Genomic DNA, 20,215 nt, shown 5'->3' on the forward strand with positions numbered 1-20,215 from the left:
ACGACCTCTTCACAGGCTCCGCAAAACGTTGGCACTCATGGTCGAATAAGCGCAGTCCCGCAGGTCAGACGCCTGGTTTGGGCTGGAATGGATCACTCCGGGAATGCGTGGCGGCGAATCCTGCCAAAGCACGCCGCTCACGTCCAACCGGCGCCGCGCGCGGGCCCTTTGGAGCGGCCGCCGGAACTTGCCCGCCAACTCCCGTCCGGGGTTCACTCCTTCGGGTGGCGGGCCGGACGATGCGCGACCACTGCCTACCGGCACTGGGAGGGTCGCCGTACCGGGATGACGGAGCGTCACCCGGGCCCATGGGTATCACGAGTCAGGAATGCGAGCACCGGTGCAGAAGAAGCGGCCGCGGCGCACAGGCAAGCAGACGGCCCCCCAGGGGGGCGCCACCGGTGCCGCCGTGCCCGACCCCGCGGGCAGCGGGCGCCGTACCCACGTACGCAACCGGCTCATCATCGCCGTGGCTGTCGTGGCCGCCGCCATCGCCGCGGCCGGTGTCCCCTCCCTCATCACCGCCTCGGGCCAACTGAGCGACTCCCAGGACCTGGTGACGCTCTCCGGGCAGACCCAGGACGCGCTGTCGCTGGCCCACTCCCTCGCCGACGAGCGGGACGCGGTCACCTCGTACATCGCCGCCGGACGCCCCAAGTCCCAGGCCCCCGACGAGGATCGCAGCGCCCGCGTGGACCGGCAGGTCGAGGAACTCCGCGCCGACACCGACATCCCCGCCGCGCTCCGCTCGGACCTCGACGACGTCGCCGCCGTACGACGGGCCGCGCTCACCGGCAAGAGCAGCGCGCTGGAGGCGCACGACGCGTACTCCGGTGCCATCACCGAACTGCACCGGCTGGCCGAGCAGTTGGCGGAGAAGATGCCGCCGCGGGCCGGTTCCGGCGCCTACGCGCTCGCCGAACTCGACGCCGCCGTCCAACAGGCCGCCGCCACCCGCGGGTTGCTCCTCGCCGCCCTGAACGTGCCGACGACCACCGAGACGGTCATCAGCCCCATCACCGGTCTTTCTGTCACCGAGACCACCTCCACCAAGGCCCAGAGCAAGCAGCGCGACGCCCTCAGCGCCGCCGCCCAGCAGGCCCGGCTGCGCTCCGACGCGGCCCTCGCCGACTTCCGCGACAGCGCGACGAAGGACACCGTCGCGGGCTACGACTCCACGGTCACCGGGTCCGAGGTCAACTCCGCCGAGAAGTACCTCGCCTCCCTCACCGCCCAACCCACGCTGTCCGACGACCAGTTGGACACCAGCACGAAGAAGCTGGACGCGGCGCTCTCCGCCCGCGTGGACCTGATGCGCGGCGAGGAGTCCGCGCTCTACGTGGACCGGGGCAAGGACCTCGCCCGGCTCCGCGACGACGACGTCAAGGCGCTGGAACTCCGCGTCGCGATCCTCGGCGCCCTCATGCTGCTCGCCGTGGGCATCGCCACCGCCATGGCCCGCACCCTCACCCGCCCGCTCTCGGTCCTGCGCCGGGGTTCGACGCGGCTGGCCGAGGCGGAGGACCCGAGCGCCGAGGAGCCCATCAAGTTCACCGGCCGCAACGACGAGTTCGCCCAGGTCGTCCGCTCGGTCAACGCCCTGCACGCGCACGCCGCCACCCTCCACGAGCGCATCGCCACCCTGGAGGCCGACCGCAAGCACCTCGTCGGCCAGCGCCAGAAGATGGCCGACGCCCGCGAGGAACTCCGCGCCGAAGTCACCGATTCCGCAACGCAGTTGGAGCGCCTGCGGACCAGCATCGGCGGCACCTTCGTCAACCTCGCGCTGCGCAGCCTGGGCCTGGTCGAGCGCCAACTCGCCGTCATCGAGGGCCTGGAGGAGCGCGAGCAGGACCCCGACCGCCTCGCCACCCTCTTCAAGCTCGACCACTTCGCCACGGTCATGCGCCGCCACAACGAGAACCTCCTCGTCCTCGCCGGCACCGAGCACGTCCAACAGCACGCCGGACCCGTCCCGTTGGTCGACGTGGTCCGCGCGGCGGTCAGCGAGATCGAGCGCTACGAACGCGTCCGCATCTCAGCCCTCCCCCCGCACGCGCACGTGGCGGGCTTCGCGGCCGACGACCTGAGCCACCTCCTGGCCGAACTGATGGAGAACGCGAGCTCGTTCTCCCCGCCGGACGCCCCCGTGGAGATCTCCGGCTGGCTCCTGGAGAACGGCGAGGTCATGCTCTCCGTCCAGGACGAGGGCATCGGCATGACCGACGACCGCATGGCCCGCCTCAACCTCCGCCTCACCGAGTTCGACCCGGAGTCCCCCTACGACCAGGAGGGCGAGGAGGGCCTGGGCCTCGGCCTGTACGTCGTGGCCCGCCTGGCCCACCGCCACGGCGTCCGAGTCCAGCTCCGCGACCAGAAACAGGGCGGCATCGCGGCGGTGGTGGTCCTCCCGAGCCCGCTGCTGGCACCGGCCCCCACGTCGGCGGTCCCCTCCGCCACCCCGCAGCCCGGCGACACCCACTCCTACTCCCTCCCCGGCGCCTCGGCGGAGGCCAACTCCAACGTCCTGCGAGGCCGTTCGGCCCACTCGGACCACACGGACCCGCTGGTGGCCCTGGCGGAGCAGGCGGTACGGGAGACTCCGGCGGAGACGTCGGCGCAGGCTCCGGTGAGAAATCCGGTGGAGATCCCGGCGGAGTCTCCTGCGGAGATGACGATGGAACTCCTGCTGCCGCTGACGCCGGAGGACCGAGGGGCCACGGCCGCAGACGAACGGCCGGCCGCCGACGGCGAGTTCGCCCCACAGGGGCCACCCGCACCCGACAACGATGCCCGCACGGGCGGTGCGGGTGGGAACAAATTCACGGCTGAAGGCGAAGCCGAAGCCGTGGAACACGAACGAGCCCAGGACGAGGACCCCGTCACGGACAAGGGCCTCCCCAAACGCACCCCCAAGATCACCCAACCCGCCCAAGCCCCGCGCCAGCGGACCGGCACAGTCGACGCGGACGCCCTGCGCCGCAGACTGGGCGGCTTCCGCGCGGGAGCCTCCGCGGGCTACAAGGACGTAGAAGCGGAGATCGCCGAACAGACCGGCCAGAACCCGGTCCCGGCCCCGCGAAGCGCACCCGCACGATCCGAAGAACCCACGGGGGGCACCGTCGAGGAGGCAAGCAGTTGACCGCGCCCAGTACCTTCGGACTGAGCAGTGAAGCCCGCAACCTGCACTGGCTGCTGAGCAACCTCGTCGAGGAGGTGCCCGGCATCCAGTCGGTCGCGGTCGTCTCCTCCGACGGCCTGCTGCTCCTCTCCTCCGATCCGGGGAGGAACGCCGAGGCCAAGGAAGCTCTCGAAGCCAAGCGCACCGGCCCACGAGGCTCCGCCGCGGACCTCGCCACCATCGTCTCCGGCATCGGCAGCCTCACCGTCGGCGCCGCGAAGCTGATGGACTCAGGCCCGGTGAAGCACACCATGGTCGCGATGGAGGAGGGCAGCCTCTTCGTGATGTCGATCAGCGACGGTTCGCTGCTCGGCGTGCACGGCTCCGCGGACTGCGACATGAGCGTCGTGGCGTACCACATGGCGCTCTTCGTCGGCCGCGCCGGCCACGTCCTGACGCCCGAACTCCGCAGCGAGCTACGGAAATCCCTCGAAGACGCGACCTCGGGGAGTGCGCGATGAGCGGCAGTACGCCCAACAAGCTCCCGGTGCGCGGCGGCGACCGCAAACCCGCCCGGGTACGCCCCTACTCGCTCACCGGCGGCCGTACCCGATTCGGCCATGTCCTCCTCGTGGAGACCTTCGTCGCGGCGCTCGAAGCCCCGGAGGAGCGCAAGGAGTTGACGAACGGCTCCCTCAACACCCGGGTCATGCCGGAGATGCGGGCCATCGTCGAACTCTGCCGCCGTATGCGCACGGTGGCCGAGATCGCCGCGCTGCTGAAGATGCCGCTCGGTGTGGTCCGCGTGCTCCTGAGCGATCTCGCGGACCAGGGAAAGATCCGTGTGTACGGAACCGGAACCGCTCACGGTACGGGCCGTCCTGACCGCGCTCTGCTGGAAAAGGTGCTGAGTGGACTCCGCCGTCTCTGACGCCGCCGCCTACGGCGTCTCCCCGCTCCTCGACGACGAGAAGCGACTGCGCAACGACGAGAAGCAACTCCTCGACGACGAGGAGCAGTTGCGGCCCTGGCAGCAGGACCGCACGCGCGCGCCCGTCGCCACGAAGATCGTGGTGGCCGGCGGCTTCGGCGTCGGCAAGACCACCATGGTCGGCGCCGTCTCCGAGATCCAGCCCCTCCAGACGGAGGCGCTGATGACCGAGGCCAGCGAGGAGACGGACGACCTCACCGGCACCCCGGACAAGGTCACCACCACGGTCGCCATGGACTACGGCCGTCTCACGCTCGACGACGACCTGGTGCTCTACCTCTTCGGTACGCCGGGCCAGCAGCGGTTCTGGTTCATGTGGGACGACCTGGTGCGCGGCGCGATAGGCGCCGTCGTGCTGGCCGACACCCGCCGCCTCAAGGACTGTTTCCCGGCGCTGGACTACTTCGAGAGCTGCGGGCTGCCGTACGTCGTCGCGGTCAACCACTTCGCGGGCAGCGAGCGGTTCGACCCGGAGGACGTGCGGGAGGCTCTGACGATCCCCGCGCACGTACCTGTCATGATCATGGATGCGCGGCAGCGGATTTCGGCCATCGAGACCCTGCTCGCGCTCGTCGCCCACGCGCTGGACGTCACCCCCGAGTAGCCCTCGACCACGATCGGTCGCGACCAAGGAGCCACCACCCGTATGCGGAAGATACTCGTCGTCGGAGCCGGTCAGTCCGGGCTCCAACTCGCCCTCGGACTCCAGTCGCACGGGTACGAGGTCACCCTGATGTCCAACCGGACGGCGGACGAGATCCGCACCGGGCGGGTCATGTCGACGCAGTGCATGTTCACCACGGCACTGCGGCACGAGCGCGATCTCCAGCTGAACTTCTGGGAGTCCCAGGCCCCGAAGATCGAAGGACTCGGCGTCTCGGTCGCCGCGCCCGGTTCGCACGATCCGGGTCCGACGCAGCGCGCGATCGACTGGGTGGGCAAGCTCGACGGGTACGCGCAGTCGGTCGACCAGCGGGTGAAGATGGCCGGCTGGATGGAGACGTTCGCCCAGCGCGGCGGCCAACTGGTCATCCATGGCGCGGCAGTCGGCGACCTCGACTACTTCTCCCGTACGTACGACCTCGTCCTGGTGTCCGCGGGCAAGGGCGAGCTGGTCTCGATGTTCGCCCGCGACCCGGAGCGGTCCCCGTACACCGAGCCGCAGCGCGCGCTGGCGGTCTCCTACGTCCACGGTCTCGGACCGCGCCCGGAGCACCCGGAGTTCGAGGCGGTCCGCTGCAACCTGGTGCCCGGCGTGGGCGAGTTGTTCGTCATGCCGACGCTCACCACGTCCGGGCGCGCGGACATCCTGTTCTGGGAGGGCATACCCGGCGGGCCGTTGGACGTCTTCAACGGCGTCAAGGACCCGGCTCAGCACCTCTCCCTGACCCTGGAACTCATGGAGAAGTTCACGCCGTGGGAGTACGAGCGGGCGCGGGACGTCGAACTGACGGACGCGGGTGGGACGTTGGCCGGGCGGTACGCGCCCACCGTCCGTAACCCGGTCGGTCAACTGCCCGGTGGTGGACTGGTGCTGGGCGTCGCGGATGTCGTCGTCGCGAACGACCCGATCACCGGGCAGGGGTCCAACTCCGCGTCCAAGTGCGCCGCTTCGTATCTCGCGTCGATTCTTGAGCACGGGGAGAAGGAGTTCGACGGGGACTGGATGACGGCGACGTTCGAGCGGTACTGGGAGACTGCGCGGCACGTTACGAAGTGGACCAACGCGATGTTGGCTCCGCCGCCGGAGCACATTCTCAACCTTATTGGGGCGGCTGGGCAGTTGCCGCCGGTGGCGGATCGGTTCGCCAACGGGTTTGATGACCCCGCCGATTTTGAGAACTTCTTCTATGAGCCGGAGAAGACCGGGGCTTACCTGGCTTCTGTTGCCGGGGCCTAATCGCCGTTGGTGGTGGGGAGAGTTGGCGGCTGCGCGTCCGTTGTGGCTGGGCGCGCAGTTCCCCGCGCCCCTTTGGGGCGCTGATCTGGACGTACTGCTCCGAGGATGGGGTAGGACGCGATCGGCGACACCTGGACCTTCTCGCCTGTGCGGGGGGCTTGGACCACTTGGCCCGCGCCCAAGTACAGCGCCACGTGGGTTGCCTTGGGGAAGTAGATGACCAGGTCGCCGGGGCGGAGTTCGTTGAGCGGGACTCTCGGCAGCTCGGCCCATTGCTCTTCGCTCGTCCTCGGGATCGGCGTTCCCGCGTGGCCCCAGGCCTCGGACGTCAGGCCCGAGCAGTCGTACGTCTTCGGGCCCTCCGCTCCCCACTCGTAGGGCTTGCCCACCTGCTGTACCGCGTAGCGCAACGCCCGGTCGCCCTCGCGTGAGGGTTCGCGGTTGTCGTCGCCCAGGGCGCCTGAAGTGACCAGCTTCTGCTGGGACTTGTCGACGTCGGTCTTCTCGAAGGCTGCCAGGGCGGTGAGTTGGTCGGGGGTGAGGGACGTGAGGAGCTTCTCCACGTCGGCGAGGCGTTTGCGGACGTCGTCCTGGTCCTTCTTCTGGCGGGCGGCCAGGGTGAGTTGGGTGTCCAGGGCCTTGCGGGCCGCGCGGGCCAGGCCGTCGCTCTTCTTCTCGCTGCCGACCAGTCGGCCGATCGTCTCGGCGCGCTCCCGCGCCAACTGGCCGATGACATGCCCCTCGTCGAGCGCGTGCTGGGGATCGCGGGCGAGGAGGAGGCGGACGTACGGGGAGATGGCGGTGCTGTTCTGGTACTGCTCGCGGGCCAGGCGGCCGGCCGCGCCCCGGCTGTCGTGGAGGGAGAGGCGGGCGCGGGAGAGTTCGGAGTCGAGGCGGTCGACCTCGGCGCGCTGCTTCTTCAGCTTCTCCTCGGTGGCGTTGTACGTCTCCGTGGCATGTTCGGCATCCTGGTAGAGGGTCTGAAGGTCCGTCAGGAGTTCGGCCACGGGGCGCTGTCCGGGGGCCGGGGGTTCGGGTACGGCCGCGGCGGGCAGCGGGGCGAGGACGGTGCCGGCCGCCACCGTTGCCGTACAGACCAGACGCAGAAGCCTTCCTGACACGTCATCACCTCCGGTGCGCGGCGGGCCTTCCGCCCCGCACCGTGAGCATCAGCCGGGGGCGGCGGGTCCGCGCGCCGGGTGTGCGCGGTTCGGCGTAACCAGGTCACCCGTGGGTGTCGTCCGGCTTGCCGCCCGGCGTGGCGTCTGGTGCGGAGTCCGGCTTGGCGTCCGGTTCGGCGTCCGGTTTGGTCCAGGGCCACCTGAGTCCGCTTCCCCGCTTCCCCGCCCCTTTTTCACCTTCGGCGGAGTACTCGTACTTCCAGCCTTTGGGGAGGCCGAGTCGTTTGCTGTGGGCGCGGGGGACCCGGCGGTAGACGAGGACGGTGGGCGGGCCGCCGGCGTCGTCGGGGACCGGGATGCGGTACGTCTTCGGCGGGGTGCCGGTCGGGCCGAGCAGCACGGGCAGGGAACGCCCGTCCATCGGGCCGCCCTCGAACGGGGTCTCTTCGCTCTTCACGGGACCAGTCTCAGCCATCCGCCGCGAGGCCCTGGACCAGCGCGGCCGTCTGCGGGTCCCGCCGCGCCGTCACCGACAGCACGGCCCCGAACTGCTCGACCAGCCAGTCCCGCAACTCGTCGAGCGGCGGTTGCTTGTCCTCGTCGAGCCAGATGAGGGACGCGGCTTCCACGGCCGTGATCCACATCCGTACGGTCATGCGGAGGCGGGGGCCGGGGTCGGTGACCCCGAGGTGGCTGAGGATGTGCAGGGCGGCGGCCCTGCGGACGCCGTCCACGATGGCTGTCGTGCGGGACGTCTCTACGACGCTGCCGCCCTGGAGGAGGGCGCTGAAACCGGCGTCGTGCTGGTCGACGAAGCCGAGGTAGCGGTCCAGGGCGCGGGCGAGGCGGGGGAGGAGCGGGCCCTCGCGGGGTTCGTCGAAGCACTGCCGGAGTTCGTCGGCGGCGGACCTGAGGGCGGCTTCGTAGAGCTGCTGCTTGCCGCCCGGGAAGTACCGGTACACCAGGGGGCGCGAGACCCCGGCCGCCTCCGCCACGTCGTCGAGGGAGACCTCTTCGGGGGCGCGGTGCGCGAAGAGGGTGAGCGAGGCGTCGAGGAGCTGGCTGCGCCGCTCCTCGACGCCCAGTCGACGGTATGCGGGGGTGGCGGGGGACATGGGTGCAGGGTAGTCGGGCGGGTGCGGGCGCGTCGTGGCTGGTCGCGCAGTTCCCCGCGCCCCTAAAGACTTGGGCCGGCCAGCGTTTTAAGGGTCGCGCAGTTCCCCGAGCCTCTAAAGACTTGGGCCGGCCTGTGTTTTTAAGGGTCGCGCAGTTCCTCGCGTCCTTGAAGACTTGGGCCGGCCTGTGTTTTTAAGGGTCGCGCAGTTTCCCGCGCCCTTGAAGACTTGGGCCGGCCTGTGTTTTTAAGGGTCGCGCAGTTCCTCGCGTCCCTAAAGACTCGGGTCGGCCTGTGTTTTTAAGGCTCGCGCAGTTCCTCGCGTCCCTAAAGACTTGGGCCGGCCTGCGTTTTAAGGGGCGCGGGAACTGCGCGACCAGCCCCCGCCGGGCCGCACTCCGACACTCAAGCCAGCAGCCCGGACGCCTTCCACAGCCGTCGCCCGACACCCCGCAGCACACCGATGTCGTCCAGGAACTCCGTCAGCTTCCTCGACCCGTTCTGCATGACCTCCCGCCGATGCCCACTCGCCCGCACCTGAGCCACCGCCTCCGCCTGATCAAGCCCCACGTTCGTGTAGACATCGGGATTGACGAACGCGATGGAGAAGATCCGCGCGAACTCCCCGGAGGTGACCCGGGTGAACTCCTGGGACCACCGCGGCGCCGTCACCATCTGCCGCCGCAACTCCTCCCGGGCGTAACGGACATGACGCGCCTCCTCGACGACATGGATACGGGTCACACCCCGGACCAACGGCTGCACCCGCTCATCCGGAAACGTCAACCGCTGCATCCAGTCGAGGACTTCCTCCCCGAGCAGCGTCGCCGTGAACGAACCCGGCGTCGTGGAGACGGTCTTGAAGAGCCGCCCGAGGTTCTGATGGGCCCGGCTCACCGGATACCAGGGCGTATCGCCCCGCGATATCAGCCGCGCGAACATCTTCGAGTGCCGGCACTCGTCCTCGATCTCGGTCAGCGCGTAGCGCACATGCGCACTCGTCGCCGCCTTGTCGTAGATGTGCCGGACGAGCAGCTGCATCAGGATCAGCTCGAACCAGATGCCCAGCGAGGCGAGCGCCGCGGCCTCGTGCTGGGAGAGCAGGATGCGCTGTTCCTCACCCATCCGTTTCCACAGCGGGGTGTCGTACAGGGACACCAGCTCCGGCGGCCAGAACCACTTGCCGTCCTCGAAGGGCGCGGCCCAGTCGAGTTCCTTGTCGGGGTCGAAGGAGTGCTTCGCGGAGGACGCGAGCAACCGCTCGGCGACCTGCTCACGGTCCTTGAGCAGGCCGAGCGCGTCCCGCAGCCCGTCGACCGCGTCGGCTTCGGTCAGGGTCGTCATGGTTCTCCCACCTCGCGGATCAGCGTGTTACCCGGGGTCACATCCTCCGACGTCTTATGAGACTGCTTGTCAGCAAGCTCGTCAACCCTCGTGTGCGACTTATCGGCCGGGCGGCGGTGATCCGTACGCCTGTACGGTGCTGCCGTGTCCATGCCTCCCCCGCCCCGCAGCCGTCACCGCCCTCCCCGCTGCGGCGGCGCACCCAACTCGCCCTGCGGGTCCTGGCCGTGGTGCTCGGGCTCGGCTTCGTCGTCAACGTGGCGATCGCGCAGGTCCGGGAGGCGACCGCGGCCGAATTCCCCAAGGCGGAGTACGAGTTGACCCTCCCCGGGACGCTCCTCGACAGCCGCTACCGCATCGCGCACGACCTCACCGGCACCGCCGGCCGGCAGATGGAGGAGGAGCTGTCCCACAGCCGGAACTCCCGGGTCACCCACGCCGTCGTCGCCCGCTACAGCCTCTACGGCGACGCCGGCCAGGGCGCGTTGGTGATCTCCGGCTTCTACGGCCGGCTCAGGAACACCGGCGCGATCCGCGCGGGCGCGCTGAAGGGGTTCGGGGCCGGTGCCGGCAAGACGGTGATCGTCCCGCCGAAGGACGTCACCCCGGCCGGCGCGGGCACCGGGATCAGCTGCGAGATCGTCACCGACAGCTCGGCCGGCCCGACGTACACCTTCCCGGTGTGCGCCTGGGCGGACGGCAACACGTCCGCGCTGGTCGCCGAGATGACCTTCGGCGGGGTCAGCGCGGACCTGGACCTGAAGTCGGCCGCCGGAACGGTGCTGCGTGTGCGCTCGGAGGTGCGCACGCCGATCAAGTAGGCGGACGGTGCGCTAGACCGAACAGCCCAGCCCCTCAGGGATGTTGACCGGCCCCACCGGCCCCGCCCCCTGTGCCGGGAACGACGTCCTCAACGTGAACGCGTACGGCGTCGCACCATGCGCCCGCAGATGCAGGAGCCGTTCCTCGGCCTCCGCGACCGTGGGCCGGTGGCCCGCCGGGACCCACCACAGGACCGTCATCGCCTCGCGCACCCGCTCGAACCTCCCCCACTGCCTAAAGGGCGTGGGGGGACCCCCAACGGCGGCGAGCCAGCAACTCCCGGTGCCGGCCTTGGTACATGAACGCGGTCAGGGTGTCCGTGTCGCGCCACACCGACATGTTGATGATCAGCCAGTCGTCGCCGAGGACGGGGACGTCGGTCGCGTTGCCGGTGTCGGACTGGAGGCGCCACACGAAGCCCTCGGCCGCGTCGGCGACGGCGTTCACGGGGTCGAGGGCGTCCACGAAGTCCTTCAACTCCGTGGAATCCAGCGGGAATTGGAGGCGGCCGATGTTGGCCTGGGCGAGTTCGTACGCGGGTGATGTTAAAGGATCAGTCATGACCGAACGTTAGGTCGGGGCGGGCGTCTCCCGGTACCCCCGTCTCAGGAACCGAGCACCGCCTCCATCACCGCCTTGGCGATCGGCGCCGCGTCCCCGCCGCCGCTGATGTCGGACCGGTCCGCCGACGCGTCCTCCACCACCACCGCGACCGCGACCTTCGGTTCGATGTCCCGCTCGCCCTGCGCCCAGGACACGAACCAGGCATACGGCGTACCGGAGTTGCCGATGCCGTGCTGCGCGGTGCCGGTCTTGCCGCCGACGGTCGCGCCGGGGATGGCCGCGTTGGTGCCGGTGCCTTCGGTGACCACGTCTTCCATAAGTTCCTTCATCTGTACGGCGGTTGCGGGGTGCATGGCCTGACGGACGGGGCGCGAGCCGGGTGTCGACACCGTCTCGCCGCCCCGCCGTGTCGTCCGCTCCACCAGGTACGGCTCCCGCACCTGCCCGCCGTTCGCGACCGCCGCCGCGACCATCGCCATCTGCAACGGCGTGGCCCGCGTGTTGTACTGCCCGATCGACGACAGCGCCAACTGGGCTTTGTCCAGGGTCGTGTCGAAGGTGCTGGGGGCGACCGAGAAGGGGATCCGCGCGTCGGTGTCGTTGAAGCCGAAGGCCTCCGCCGTGGTGCTCATGTTCCGCACGCCGACATCCACACCCAGCTTGGCGAACACCGTGTTGCACGACCACTCGAAGGCGGACCGCAGCGGCGCGTCCACGCAGCCGTCGCCCTCGTTCGTGAGGGTCGTCGTCGTGCCGGGAAGGGTGTACGGGTCGGGGGAGTTGGTCGCCGCGTCCAGGTCCGTCACCACGCCCGCGTCGAGCGCCGCCGCCGCCGTGACCACCTTGAACGTCGAACCCGGCGGATAGGTCTGCCGTACCGCACGGTTGAGCATCGGCTTGTTCGGGTCGGCGTTCAAACGGGCCCAACTGCGGTTCGCGGAACGGCCGTTGCCCGACAGGGTGCCGGGGTCGTAGGACGGGGTGGAGACCAGGGCGAGGATGCGGCCGGTGGAGGGTTCGATCGCGGCCACCGCGCCCGTGCGTGTGCCGAGTCCGGCGTAAGCGGCCTGCTGTGCGGCCGGGTTGAGGGTGGTGACGACGTTGCCGCCGGGGTTCTGGGCGCGGGTCAGGTCGTTCCACAGGGGGAACGGGGAGAGCATCGAATCGGTGCCGGAGAGGATGCCGTCCTCGGAGTGCTCCAGGAACGTCGTGCCGTACTCCTGCGAGGCGAAGCCGGTGACCGGTGCGTACAACGGGCCGTTCCGGTACGTCCGTTCGTAGCGGAGCTGCTCGCCGGAGTCGCGGGAGCCGGTGATCGGCTTGCCGTCGACGAGGATGGAGCCGCGCGGCTGGTCGTAACGGGCGATGGTGTGGCGGCGGTTGGCGACGTTGCCGTCGTAGGAGCGGGACTGGACGACCTGGACGCGGGTGGCGTTCACCAGCAGGGCCAGCAGGAGCAGGGTGCAGAAGGCCGCGGCGAGGCGGATGTGGCGGGTCATGGAGTCGGTCACGCGGCCACCTCGATGGCGTAGTCGGACTGGCGGCGGGACGAGTCGCTCAGCCGGATCAGCAGGGCCACGATCGCCCAGTTGGTGACGACCGAGGAGCCACCCTGGGCGAGGAACGGCATCGCCATGCCGGTCAGTGGGATCAGGCCCGTCACCCCGCCCGCGATCACGAACACCTGGAGCGCGACGATCGAGGCGAGTCCGACCGCGAGCAGCCGGCCGAAGGGGTCGCGCAGCGCCAGACCCGCCCGGTAGCCGCGCTCCACGAGAAGGCCGTAGAGGATGAAGATCGCGGAGAGGCCGGACAGGCCCAGTTCTTCGCCGGCCGTGGCCAGGATGAAGTCCGACTTGGCGGCGAAGCCGATGAGAACGGAGTGGCCGAGGCCGAGGCCCGTGCCGAGCATGCCGCCGGCCGCGAACGCGAAGAGGGACTGCGCGAGTTGGTTCGGGCCGTGGCCCGCGTCGATCGACGCGAAGGGGTGCAGCCAGTCCTGGACGCGGCTGTGGACGTGCGGTTCGAGCCGGCCGACCGCGACCGCGCCCAGCACCGCGAGCAGCAGGCCGACCGCGATCCAGCCGGTGCGGCCGGTGGCGACGTAGAGGAGGGTCACGAACAGGCCGAAGAAGAGGAGCGAGGTGCCGAGGTCGCGTTCCAGGATCAGGACGCCGACGCTCAGCAGCCAGATCGCGACGATCGGGCCCAGCACGCGGCCGGTGGGGAGCTGGAGGCGCCAGACGCGGCGGCCGGCGTAGGCGAGCGCGTTGCGGTTGGCCGCGAGGTACGCGGCGAAGAAGACCGCCAGCAGCACCTTCGCGAACTCGCCCGGCTGGATGGAGAATCCGGCGATCCGGATCCAGATCCGGGCCCCGTTCACGGCAGGGAAGAGGACCGGGAGGGTGAGGAGGACGAGGGCGGCGGCCACGCAGACGTAGGCGTAGCGCTGGAGCACGCGGTGGTCGCGGAGGGCCACGACCACGACGATGAAGAGGGTCACGCCCAGGGTGGACCAGACGAGTTGGGTGGGCGCCGCCCGGTCGCCCGGGGTCTCCAGGTCGAGCCGGTAGATGAGGACGAGCCCCAGGCCGTTGAGGAGGACCCCGATCGGGAGGAGGAGCGGGTCGGCGTACGGGGCCCGCAGGCGCACCGCGATGTGCGCGAGCAGGGCGAGCACGCCGAGCCCGGCGCCGTAGCCGGCGGCGCCGGGCGGGACCGTGCCGTTCTTGGCGAGACCGACAGCGCAGTAGCCGTACACGGAGAGGAGTACGGCCACGACGATGAGGGTGAGTTCGATGCCACGGCGCCGGGGGAGGCGTACAGCGGGCGTGGGAAGGTCCGCTGTGACGGTGGTTCCGGCGTTGGTCATGTCCGGAACTTACCCAAATGGGACGGGTTGTGTGCCTTGGGTGGCGTGTGTGTCTCGTCCGTCAGCACCAGCGGGGCGCGGGCCCGATGTTGTCGATGTAGCGCGCCGAGCCCCAGGCCCAGGTGCCGTCCGTGAGGAGGTACCAGAGCGGGTTGCCCTGGACGTTCGAGCCGCCGGTCTTGCAGAAGATCGAGACGTGCTCGCCGCGGTAGGCGTACCGGATGATCCTGCTGCCGCGGTCCGGGCGGGAACGCAGGGCGAGTTGGCCGGCCGTGACGACACCGCGGTAGAGGCGCGGGTTGTCGTGGTCGCCGTGGTCGCCCTGGTGGTCGTGGTCACCGCGGCCGCCGAAGTCGTCGTCACCCTGCTGGTTCCACCCGCCGTCGTCCTGACGGCTGACGCCCGGGTCTTCGTCGCCCCACTCGTCGTCGGCCACGGCGGGAGTGACGGCGGCGGCGGTGACCAGCGCACCGGCCGCGACCGCTATACCGAGTCGGCGGAGGGAGAGGCTGAGGGACATGGGGGAACCTCCAGGGGTGGGGCGAAGCTGACTTATCGCCACATTAGGAGCAGAGGTGGGGGCCCGCTCGTCACACTGGTCCACACGAGCACCGATAGGGGCGCGGGGAACTGCGCGACCAGCCCCCACGGCCCCGCAGTCGACGAACTACCGCTCTCCGCCTATCCCAGCGTCAACCTCGCAAGCGCCCCACCACCATCCCCGGCGTCCACATTCGAGAACTCCAGCCGAGCCCCCAACACCTCCGCCTGCCCGAGCGCAATGGTCAACCCCAGCCCGTGCCCCGTAGCCCCACCCTCCGTACGGAACCGCTGCGGCCCATGCTCCACGAGGTACTCCGGATACCCGTCCCCGTGATCCCGCACGGCCACCACCGCCCCGTCGACGGTCACGACAACCGGCCCCCGCCCGTGCCGATGCGCGTTGGCGACAAGATTCCCCAGCACCCGTTCCAGCCGCCGCCGATCCGTCTCGACCCACTCGTCCCGTACGACGACAACCTCGGTAGCGGTCCCGGACGCCCGCACAACCCGCGCGGCGACCGCCCCCAACTGCTCGGTGTCCAGCTCCAGTTTCTCCCGCCGGGTGTCGAGCCGGGAGATCTCCAGCAGATCCTCGGTCAGCGTGCGCAACGCGGCGACCCGATCCCGCACCAGCTCCGTCGGCCGCCCCGGAGGCAACAACTCGGCCGCCGCGTGCAACCCGGTCAACGGCGTGCGCAACTCGTGCGCCACATCCGCCGTGAACCGCTGCTCGCTCAGCAGCTTCCCCTGCAACGACGAGGCCATCGTGTCCAGCGCGGCGGCCACCGCGGCCACCTCGTCCTGGGGCAGGTTCGCGTCCTTGGTACGCGGATCGTCGACCCGCGCGTCCAGATCACCCGCACTGATCCGCCGGGCGACCTGCGCCGTCCCGTGCAACCGCCGTGTCACCCGGGTCACCGCGAACGCGCCGACCAGCAGCGTCGCCCCGATCGCCAGCGCCGAGGACCAGACGATCGCCCGGTCCAGTCCGGCGATGGTGCTCGACCCCTGCGAGTAGTCGACCCCGACGGCCAGCACCCGGTCACCGGAGGCGGGACCCGCCGCCCACATCGTGGGGCGCCCCCGGTGCCTGCCGACCATCGTGCCGCGCTCTCCGGCCCCGGCCAGTTGCCGTAGCGGAACGGGCAGATCCTCGGGATCGACGCCGGCGCCGTGCACGAGCGAGTCCCCGGCCTCGTACTGCGTCGTCGCCTCCTTCAGCCGTGCCAACGCGAGGTCGCGGGCCTGGCCGACGGTCTGGTCGGTCACCGAGACATGCACGAGTACGCCGAGCAGCGCGGCCAGCGCGCAGCACATCACGGTGATGAACACGCCGGCCTTGAAGGCGAGGGTCCCGGCCCACCGGGGCAGCGCGAGCCTCATCACGGGGTCGCCGAGGGGGACGTAGGAGAGGCGGGGGAGCCGGGCGGGGCCGGGGTCGCGCGGCGGACTCCGTGCTTGCGGCTGCCCGTGCGCAGGAACTCGTCGTGGGTCAGCAGCATCGCCTTCTGGTCCGCGTCCCAGGTCCACTGCACGCGGTACTCGTACCCCGCGAGCTCGGACGGCGAGCGGATGATCACCGAATGCCCGGCCAGTTCGACCCCGCTCACGGCATCGTCGTTGGCCATGACCTGCACGAGCCGGTGCTTCTCGACGGTGTAGACGCGCACGGCGGTCATCTTGGTGGGCAGCAGCCGGAACCCGAGCGTGAGGTCGTCGCGTCCGTCGCCGGTGAGGTCGCGGTAATAGGGCTTGAGAACGGGACAGGCGCTACGGTCCGTACCCGCGTCCGCGCAGTCGGAGATTTTTTCCGCGGTCCCCCGGTACGGCGCATTGGAACCGTCGTAGTCACTGGGGTGCGCGGCGATCTCGGCACGTACGACGGCGATCGGGTCCACCTTGTGGATGTCGTCGCCGGGGACGGTGATGCCCTTCACGGTCTCCGTGTCCGCCTCGTCGAAGTCGTAGGCGGGGGAGGAGGCGGGCGACAGATTCGGCCAAAGCTTGGCGGGGCTGGTCGCGGTCGGGGTCGCCCCCGCACCCCGCAGCGCGCCGGTGTCGCCGCAGGCCACCGCGGTCGCGAGGAGCAGGGCGACGACGGCGGTGGTGCGGGCGGCGCGCACGGGACGACCGGGGCGACCAGGGCGACTGGGGGGCACTGCTCTCCTGCGGGGCGCGGGTGTGGGACCCGTACACCCTATTCGTAGGGAAGTCCTTTTTGTTCATGTGTGCGGTTGGGTTGAGGGAACGATTACTCGGCTACGCGGCTACTCAGCTACTCGGCCAGTTCCTCCAGCAGCCGGGCCGTGGACAGTCCCGTCCGCAGGTACTCGACGAACAGGTCGTTGTGGAGTGCCCACGGGGACCGGCGGGCGCGGATCAGCCGTATCGCCTCGTCGGTGGAGTACCCCCGGCGGACCAGGGCGTGCGCGACGACGAGCCCCGACCTGTTGTAGCCGTGATAACAGCGGACGAGCACGCTCCGCCCCGCGTCCAGCGCGTCGCACGCGGCGACGGCCAGCCGCATCACGCCGGCCAGCTGCGTCCCGTCCAGCGGCCCGTCCGGAATCGGCCACACATGGTGCTCGACACCGGAGTCGGGCCCGTGCCCGGGCAGCCGTAGCAGGGTCTGTACGAGATCGAACTCGTCCCGCACCACCGCGAACTCCCGTTGCCCCGACCGCCCCCGGAACTCGTGCCCGCCCATCCACAGACCGGGCGTGATCTCGCTCCACGGACTGTCCGGAGCGGGTACGTCGGGTTGCTTCCTGCGCGTCCGCAACGGCGCCTCCCCAAGCCCCAGCGACTGACCCAAAGGTAACCGGGTTCTTGCCCCTTGAGCACCCCGCCTGTTCCCATGGTCGAGGGGTGATGGTGCATGAACGGACTGCGCGTCATACCGACCTGGCGCCACGGTCAGGAACGGCTGTACGTCTGTCACACCGACGGAAGGAACGTTGCCTGGTACGACAGGGAGGCGGCCCGGATCAACCTGCTGAGCGAGGACCGCAGAGAGGACGTCCTGCACGCCCTCGGCCCCTTCCTCACCGGCCCGGTCACGGTGGGCCCACCCCCGGTACCGACCCCCGCGGAACTGGCCCGCCTGACCCTCCACCCCGACGACGACCTGGCCCCCAACCGCCCCGGCGAGGCCCTCCACGTGGCCCTCGACCGCGACCCGGGCCCGCAACACCGCCTCCGTCCCGACCCCCGCCGCCGAGCCCTGACCGCGGAACAGGCGGTGGGCGAAGCCCTGGACGCCCTGGACGGCGCGGGCTGGCACGCCCTCCACTCGATCCCCCTCCCCGGCGGCGACCGCCTCCACCACCTGCTGATCGGCCCCGGCGGCCTCTTCGCCCTGCACACGCTCTACGCCCGCAAACAACGCGTCCAGATCACCGACCCCATGGTCACCCTGGGCCGCCGAGACCCCCTGCCCCTGCTCCGCCGAGCCCGTTCCGACGCGGCCCGGGCGTCGTACGCGCTGACGGCCGAGGTCCACCCGGTCCTCGCCCTGTCCGGTCCGGCGGACGTCAGCGCGACGACGCCACTGCGCGAGGTCCGCGTACTCCAGGACACGGAGCTGTCCGGACTGGCAAGAACGGGTGGGGTGTTGAAGCCGGCGGACGTGGAGGCACTGCACGCGATGGCGAGGGACCGGCATACGTGGGGGAGGGTGTGAGGCCTGCTTCCCCGGTACGGGTGCGCTTCCGGGCGAGTTCGTCACGCGTGTTCCCAAGTGGACGTCGGGCCGCCCGCTTCTTGGCCAGTGTCGGGCTTCCGCGGCCCGAGTAAAGGGCGCTCCCTGCGGTCGCGTCGGCTACGCCGATTCCGCTCCGCTCCACCCTTGACTAGGGCCGCTCCAGCCCGTTTCAGAAGCGAGCGAGCGGCCCCGAAAGACGGTTGCCCAGGTACGCAGACCCTCGGGCCTGCTATGCCCTCACCCGGCGCCAAGGGCGCGCTCGCGTCTCGCCAGCACGCCGGGCCGGCTCAGCGGCCAACGCCGGGTGGAGTGGAGGGGAGTGGGGGGAGTGGGGGGGAGGGGAGTGGACTGGAGGGGAGTGGGGTGGAGTGTGCCGGATGGAGCAGGTCGGAGCGGAGCGGAGCGGGGCAGGGCGAGGCAGGGCGAGGCAGGGCGAGGTAGAGCGGAGTAGAGCGGGGTGGGATGGACGAGTGGTGTCAGGAGGCTGTCCCCAAAACTAACCACCTATCCGCTACTTGACCGGTTAGGAGAACACCCAGCTTCCCGAACCCCCTCACACCCCCCGGCTCCCGGCGCAAGCCGCCAGCCCGCCCGGAGGCATCTCGAGACAGGGCGAACCCACCACCCACCACCGACCACTCGGAGTCAGCCACCGAGCCGACCCGGCGTGCCGCCGATCTGCGGGCGTGCCATCCCACTCGGGGTTGGTCGCTAAGTCACGTGGCGTGCCTCCGATCTGCGGGCGTGCCACCCCACTCGGGGCTGGCCGATAAGCCGACCCGGCGTGCTGGCGATCTGCGGGTGCGTCATCCCACTCGGGGCTGGCCGCTAAGTCACGTGGCGTGCCGCCGATCTGCGGGCGTGCCACCCCACTCGGCGTTGGCCGCTGAGCCGACGGGGCGTGCTGGCGAGACGCGAGCGCGTCCCCTCCGCACCGGTCAGCCTCGTAATCGCCGTAACGGGTCGTCTGCCTGGGTAACCGTCTTTTCGGGTCGCCCGCTCGCTTCTCAAACGGGCTGGAGCGGACCGTGTCAAGGGTGGAGCGGAGCGGAATCGGCGTAGCCGACGTGACCGCAGGGAGCGCCCTTTACTCGGGCCGCGGAAGCCCGACACTGGCCAAGAAGCGGGCGGCCCAACGTCCACTTGAAGAGAGCCAGGCGTATCCCCACGTAACCCCTCGTCAAGGCAGGGCTCCCGCTAGTCCGGCGTCGAGCAACGGCTTCAGCAGATCGCCGTGCTCAAGCAGCCGTACCTCCAACTCCCCTGCCCTGAAAGCAAGTTGATCCGGGTCCCCGCACGCCGACACCTCCTCCCACGTCACCGGCGCCGACACACACTCCACCGCCCGAGCCCGCAACGTATAGGGCGCGGCCGTGGTCTTCCGCGCAGCGTTCTGACTCCAGTCGACGAACACCTTCCCCACCCGCAGACTCCGCGTCATCCGATGCACGACAAGCAGGGGCAGAGCCGCCTCCGCCTCCACAGCCAACGCCTTCGCGTACGAGACGACCCGCTCCGAAGACACCGGCGCCACCCCCGCCAACAGATGCAACCCCTTCGCCCCGGACGTCTTCACGTACGCAGTGATCCCATCCGCAGCCAGCCGCTCCCGCAGCCACACCGCAACCTCACAACACTCCACGACGGTCGCAGGCGCCCCCGGATCAAGATCGAAGACAAGCCGATCGGCAAGACCCGGCGCCCCGATCACCCACTGCGGCGTATGGAACTCGGTGACAAGATTCGCCGCCCACATCAGGGACGCCAGATCCTGCACCAGCACCATCCGCGCCGGCCCCTCGGACCGGGGCACTTCCGCGGTGGTGACCCAGTCGGGCGTACCGGGAGGCACGTTCTTGGTGAAGAACACCTGACCCTCGGGCCCGTCCGGATACCGCAGAAAGGACACCGGCCGGTCACGCAGATGGGGCAGCAGAACCTCGGCGGTGGTCGCGTAGTAGTGCAGGACCTCGCCCTTGGTGAACCCGGTCGCCGGGTACAGCACCTTGTCCAGGTTGCTGAGCGCGACCCTTCGCCCCTCCACCTCGGTGATCGGCGTCATACGATGAGAATCCCACGAAAACATGATGAACCGGACGCGAGCCGAAATCGGAAGGCGG

Annotated in this window: 18 protein-coding genes and 1 pseudogene; 7 read left to right on the forward strand and 12 right to left on the reverse strand. The window is 70.2% G+C overall.

Translation table 11 applies throughout. From position 1 onward, the window contains the following. Window positions 1–328: 328 nt before the first annotated feature. Genes R2B38_RS28455 through R2B38_RS28475 form a run of 5 tightly spaced genes read left to right on the forward strand, consistent with a single transcriptional unit; the run spans window position 329 to window position 6,012 of the window. Complete coding sequence (locus R2B38_RS28455; RefSeq protein WP_318018784.1) at window positions 329–3,142, forward strand: nitrate- and nitrite sensing domain-containing protein; 2,814 nt, start codon at window positions 329–331, stop codon at window positions 3,140–3,142. Further along, window positions 3,139–3,642, forward strand: a complete 504-nt coding sequence (locus R2B38_RS28460) for a roadblock/LC7 domain-containing protein (RefSeq protein ID WP_033282122.1) — start codon at window positions 3,139–3,141, stop codon at window positions 3,640–3,642. Before R2B38_RS28455 ends, R2B38_RS28460 begins: the two co-directional genes overlap by 4 nt. Then, the gene (locus tag R2B38_RS28465; protein WP_318018785.1) at window positions 3,639–4,052 is read left to right on the forward strand and encodes a DUF742 domain-containing protein; all 414 of its coding nucleotides are present in this window, start codon (window positions 3,639–3,641) and stop codon (window positions 4,050–4,052) included. The genes R2B38_RS28460 and R2B38_RS28465 overlap by 4 nt, the downstream gene beginning before the upstream one ends. After that, complete coding sequence (locus R2B38_RS28470) at window positions 4,033–4,716, forward strand: ATP/GTP-binding protein (protein ID WP_318018786.1); 684 nt, start codon at window positions 4,033–4,035, stop codon at window positions 4,714–4,716. The genes R2B38_RS28465 and R2B38_RS28470 overlap by 20 nt, the downstream gene beginning before the upstream one ends. A 42-nt stretch (window positions 4,717–4,758) precedes the next feature. Further along, window positions 4,759–6,012: a styrene monooxygenase/indole monooxygenase family protein gene (locus tag R2B38_RS28475; RefSeq protein WP_318018787.1), complete on the forward strand. Its 1,254-nt coding sequence runs from the start codon at window positions 4,759–4,761 to the stop codon at window positions 6,010–6,012. On the opposite strand, the gene R2B38_RS28480 is transcribed toward R2B38_RS28475, so the two are convergent. From R2B38_RS28480 to R2B38_RS28495, 4 genes are all read right to left on the reverse strand, one after another. Further along, window positions 6,009–7,133, reverse strand: a complete 1,125-nt coding sequence (locus tag R2B38_RS28480) for a C40 family peptidase (RefSeq protein WP_318018788.1) — start codon at window positions 7,131–7,133, stop codon at window positions 6,009–6,011. The genes R2B38_RS28475 and R2B38_RS28480 overlap by 4 nt on opposite strands. A 103-nt stretch (window positions 7,134–7,236) precedes the next feature. Next, window positions 7,237–7,590, reverse strand: a complete 354-nt coding sequence (locus tag R2B38_RS28485; RefSeq protein WP_318018789.1) for a hypothetical protein — start codon at window positions 7,588–7,590, stop codon at window positions 7,237–7,239. Window positions 7,591–7,600: 10 nt separating this feature from the next. Continuing rightward, on the reverse strand, window positions 7,601–8,248 hold the full coding sequence (locus R2B38_RS28490) for a helix-turn-helix domain-containing protein (RefSeq protein WP_318018790.1): 648 nt from the start codon (window positions 8,246–8,248) through the stop codon (window positions 7,601–7,603). A 404-nt stretch (window positions 8,249–8,652) separates the two neighbouring features. Next, complete coding sequence (locus R2B38_RS28495; RefSeq protein WP_318018791.1) at window positions 8,653–9,591, reverse strand: diiron oxygenase; 939 nt, start codon at window positions 9,589–9,591, stop codon at window positions 8,653–8,655. A 56-nt stretch (window positions 9,592–9,647) separates the two neighbouring features. On the opposite strand from R2B38_RS28495, the gene R2B38_RS28500 reads away from it, so the two are divergent. After that, complete coding sequence (locus R2B38_RS28500) at window positions 9,648–10,412, forward strand: hypothetical protein (RefSeq protein WP_318018792.1); 765 nt, start codon at window positions 9,648–9,650, stop codon at window positions 10,410–10,412. Between the two features lie 12 nt (window positions 10,413–10,424). On the opposite strand, the pseudogene R2B38_RS28505 reads toward R2B38_RS28500, so the two are convergent. The 7 genes and pseudogenes from R2B38_RS28505 to R2B38_RS28535 form a co-directional block, all read right to left on the reverse strand. Then, window positions 10,425–10,974, reverse strand: a pseudogene (locus tag R2B38_RS28505) (DUF3291 domain-containing protein). 44 nt (window positions 10,975–11,018) lie between these two features. After that, a complete protein-coding gene (locus R2B38_RS28510) occupies window positions 11,019–12,476 on the reverse strand; it encodes a penicillin-binding transpeptidase domain-containing protein (protein ID WP_318021811.1) in 1,458 nt (485 codons plus the stop codon). A gap of 8 nt (window positions 12,477–12,484) precedes the next feature. After that, window positions 12,485–13,849 carry an FtsW/RodA/SpoVE family cell cycle protein gene (locus R2B38_RS28515; protein ID WP_318018793.1) on the reverse strand — a complete coding sequence of 455 codons (1,365 nt, stop codon included), beginning with the start codon at window positions 13,847–13,849 and terminating at the stop codon, window positions 12,485–12,487. A 61-nt stretch (window positions 13,850–13,910) separates the two neighbouring features. After that, window positions 13,911–14,369: an SH3 domain-containing protein gene (locus R2B38_RS28520; RefSeq protein ID WP_033282132.1), complete on the reverse strand. Its 459-nt coding sequence runs from the start codon at window positions 14,367–14,369 to the stop codon at window positions 13,911–13,913. 161 nt (window positions 14,370–14,530) lie between these two features. Then, entirely contained in the window at window positions 14,531–15,775 is a 1,245-nt protein-coding gene (locus R2B38_RS28525) for a HAMP domain-containing sensor histidine kinase (RefSeq protein ID WP_318018794.1), read from the reverse strand. Then, on the reverse strand, window positions 15,775–16,515 hold the full coding sequence (locus R2B38_RS28530) for a hypothetical protein (protein ID WP_318018795.1): 741 nt from the start codon (window positions 16,513–16,515) through the stop codon (window positions 15,775–15,777). Before R2B38_RS28530 ends, R2B38_RS28525 begins: the two co-directional genes overlap by 1 nt. A 152-nt stretch (window positions 16,516–16,667) precedes the next feature. Next, the gene (locus tag R2B38_RS28535) at window positions 16,668–17,174 is read right to left on the reverse strand and encodes a dual specificity protein phosphatase family protein (RefSeq protein ID WP_318018796.1); all 507 of its coding nucleotides are present in this window, start codon (window positions 17,172–17,174) and stop codon (window positions 16,668–16,670) included. A gap of 96 nt (window positions 17,175–17,270) precedes the next feature. Here R2B38_RS28535 and R2B38_RS28540 point away from each other — a divergent pair, with 96 nt between their 5' ends. Beyond that, window positions 17,271–18,074: a nuclease-related domain-containing protein gene (locus R2B38_RS28540; protein WP_318018797.1), complete on the forward strand. Its 804-nt coding sequence runs from the start codon at window positions 17,271–17,273 to the stop codon at window positions 18,072–18,074. A gap of 1,201 nt (window positions 18,075–19,275) precedes the next feature. Here R2B38_RS28540 and ligD read toward each other — a convergent pair. Then, window positions 19,276–20,157: a non-homologous end-joining DNA ligase gene (ligD, locus tag R2B38_RS28545; protein ID WP_318018798.1), complete on the reverse strand. Its 882-nt coding sequence runs from the start codon at window positions 20,155–20,157 to the stop codon at window positions 19,276–19,278. Between the last annotated feature and the right edge of the window lie 58 nt (window positions 20,158–20,215).

It is taken from the genome of Streptomyces sp. N50 (assembly GCF_033335955.1).
Classification (GTDB): Bacteria; Actinomycetota; Actinomycetes; order Streptomycetales; family Streptomycetaceae; genus Streptomyces.

Excerpts from the sequence above, each read along its gene's own strand:
- R2B38_RS28495 (WP_318018791.1), bottom strand. The coding sequence starts at position 9,591 with ATGACGACCCTGACCGAAGCCGACGCGGTCGACGGGCTGCGGGACGCG.
- R2B38_RS28520 (WP_033282132.1), bottom strand. The coding sequence starts at position 14,369 with ATGTCCCTCAGCCTCTCCCTCCGCCGACTCGGTATAGCGGTCGCGGCC.
- R2B38_RS28515 (WP_318018793.1), bottom strand. The coding sequence starts at position 13,849 with ATGACCAACGCCGGAACCACCGTCACAGCGGACCTTCCCACGCCCGCT.
- R2B38_RS28525 (WP_318018794.1), bottom strand. The coding sequence starts at position 15,775 with ATGAGGCTCGCGCTGCCCCGGTGGGCCGGGACCCTCGCCTTCAAGGCC.
- R2B38_RS28465 (WP_318018785.1), top strand. The coding sequence starts at position 3,639 with ATGAGCGGCAGTACGCCCAACAAGCTCCCGGTGCGCGGCGGCGACCGC.
- R2B38_RS28500 (WP_318018792.1), top strand. The coding sequence starts at position 9,648 with ATGAGACTGCTTGTCAGCAAGCTCGTCAACCCTCGTGTGCGACTTATC.
- R2B38_RS28510 (WP_318021811.1), bottom strand. The coding sequence starts at position 12,476 with ATGACCCGCCACATCCGCCTCGCCGCGGCCTTCTGCACCCTGCTCCTG.
- R2B38_RS28490 (WP_318018790.1), bottom strand. The coding sequence starts at position 8,248 with ATGTCCCCCGCCACCCCCGCATACCGTCGACTGGGCGTCGAGGAGCGG.
- R2B38_RS28540 (WP_318018797.1), top strand. The coding sequence starts at position 17,271 with ATGAACGGACTGCGCGTCATACCGACCTGGCGCCACGGTCAGGAACGG.
- ligD (WP_318018798.1), bottom strand. The coding sequence starts at position 20,157 with ATGACGCCGATCACCGAGGTGGAGGGGCGAAGGGTCGCGCTCAGCAAC.
- R2B38_RS28475 (WP_318018787.1), top strand. The coding sequence starts at position 4,759 with ATGCGGAAGATACTCGTCGTCGGAGCCGGTCAGTCCGGGCTCCAACTC.
- R2B38_RS28455 (WP_318018784.1), top strand. The coding sequence starts at position 329 with ATGCGAGCACCGGTGCAGAAGAAGCGGCCGCGGCGCACAGGCAAGCAG.